The sequence below is a fragment of the Aliifodinibius sp. S!AR15-10 genome (genome assembly GCF_031569985.1).
Classification (GTDB): Bacteria; Bacteroidota; Rhodothermia; order Balneolales; family Balneolaceae; genus JAMQKA01.
Genome location: NZ_JAMQKA010000138.1, coordinates 1 through 504, shown reverse-complemented (window position 1 = coordinate 504; position 504 = coordinate 1). Strand labels below are relative to the sequence as shown.

Sequence of the window (504 nt, the reverse complement as noted above, 5' to 3'; positions counted from 1 at the left end):
GTGGTAGTACCGTTCAGGTTCAACCGCTGACTGTAGAATCATCCGGTGAAGCCGATGTATATTCCAAAATCGTAGCCGAAGGTAATGCTGAGATGGTGTCCAAGGCTGATATCGAAGCGTATATCGGAGCCAAGGCCTCATCTGCAATTCAAAGCAACAGCCAGGCAGCAGCTACCTATGCAGAAGCATTGGCAGCAGAAGCAGAAGCACGTGCGGAATTCTTTGCAAGCCAATCTGCTGAGATTACAGAAGAACAAAAGCAGCAGATTATGGAGACAAAGACACAAGCACAGCTTCAGCTTGAAAGTGAGCTGAATGCGGCTACCAGTGCGGAAGATGAACAAGCAGCGATGGAAGCCTTCACAAAAACAGTGGTCAAAGCACACGCTGACGCTGGCGTCGATGCTGAGCTGTATGCCAAGGCTAAAGAGATGTCAAATCGCGTATTTGTAAAGCACAGCAGTGAAGTTTCTGCTGAAGCTGAATCTGAAGCGAGAACCACAG

At 48.6% G+C, this 504-nt stretch carries 1 protein-coding gene; it reads left to right on the top strand.

The annotated features are described in order from the left end of the window. A partial coding sequence (locus NC796_RS26690; protein WP_310688951.1) for a hypothetical protein occupies positions 1 to 504 on the top strand: 504 nt, incomplete at both ends.